The sequence below is a fragment of the Rothia nasimurium genome (assembly GCF_928382285.1).
Taxonomy (GTDB): Bacteria; Actinomycetota; Actinomycetes; order Actinomycetales; family Micrococcaceae; genus Rothia; species Rothia nasimurium_E.
In genome coordinates, this window is the sequence record NZ_CAKMSS010000020.1 from 1 (window position 1) to 1,386 (window position 1,386).

Genomic DNA, 1,386 nt, shown 5'->3' on the forward strand with positions numbered 1-1,386 from the left:
GGGTTAAGGGTCAAAAAGTGTGTCCGGAATCGCGGATTTTCACGGATTGACCTGTAGGTTTCCGGAAAGTATATGCTCCGGAAGCATATATCTAGCCCCCGACGGGAAATCCTCGGTGTGGCAGCCGTGATGTGCTATGCGCGGCGTGGTGTGGTGTCGCAATGTCGAAGAACCAACCACGCTGCCACTGCGGCGGTGAAATGAAACGCAACGGCACCACCAGCAAAGGCACCACCAGATGGCGCTGCAAACAATGCGGCGCCTCCAGCGTCAAACGTCGAAACGACATCACCAACGCGGCAGTGTTCACCCAGTTCATCGAGCATTGCACCACCGCAATATCACTCGACGACCTAGCCAAACGAAACGGTGTTAGCCGCGCCACCATGAAGCGGCGCTTCAAGTGGTGCTGGCTCGTTGATGTGCCTGACCCCACCGCCGGCCACCACAAGCGGATCTACGACCAGGTATTTCTCGATGGCACCTACACCGCCGGTGGCTGCCTGATCGTCGCGGCGACCATCGACCACGTGATCGCCTGGCACTGGTGCAAACACGAAACCACCCGCGACTACCAACTGCTGCTTGAACGCATCGAAGCCCCACTCATCGCCGTCATCGACGGCGGCCAAGGCGCATACAGCGCAATCAAAAAGTGCTGGCCGACTACGAAAATTCAACGCTGCCTCGTCCACGCCCAACGCGTGGTCCGCCGCTACACCACCACCAACCCACGCACCGATGCCGGGCGCACCATCTACCGACTTGCGCTGAAACTGACCCGGATCACCACACTGGATGAAGCCGCCGCGTGGGGTGTGCAACTGCACGAGTTTTCAACGATCTACCGGGAATGGATGAACGAGAAAACCATGATCAAAGACCCCAAAACAGGTGCATGGACCCGCGTGTGGACCCACCACAACGTGCGCAAGGCCTACAACAGCCTCAACCATCTTTGGCGGTCCGAGATGCTGTTTGTCTACCTCAACCCGCCAGCAGGAGTCCTTGCGCCCGAGCGGATCAAATCCACCACCAACAGCTTAGAAGGCGGCATCAACGCCCAGCTCAAACTGCTCGCCAGAACCCACCGCGGCAGATCAGGCGAACGACAACGCCGCATGCTGGATTGGTGGCTCTACTTAAAAACGGAACTGCCTGACGATCCAGTACGAATCGCCAGGCAGTCCGACTGGGGCCAGGGCCAACTCGCCAAAGTATCCACCCTGACCCAAACCGAGAACCAAGCCGACCACGAAACAGGACGCCCAGCCCTCTACGACAACGCTATCGACACCGACTACACCCACTCAATCGGCATTCAAAAAGGCCAAATCTAACCCCCGCGACACGCCGAGCCAGACACACATTTTGACCCTTAACCCG

At 58.4% G+C, this 1,386-nt stretch carries 1 protein-coding gene; it reads left to right on the forward strand.

Annotated features, from left to right (window positions below):
• The first annotated feature begins 161 nt into the window (after nt 1-161).
• Nucleotides 162-1,340: an IS256-like element IS1249 family transposase gene (locus L6758_RS10885; protein ID WP_005323424.1), complete on the forward strand. Its 1,179-nt coding sequence runs from the start codon at nt 162-164 to the stop codon at nt 1,338-1,340.
• The last annotated feature ends 46 nt before the right edge of the window (nt 1,341-1,386 follow it).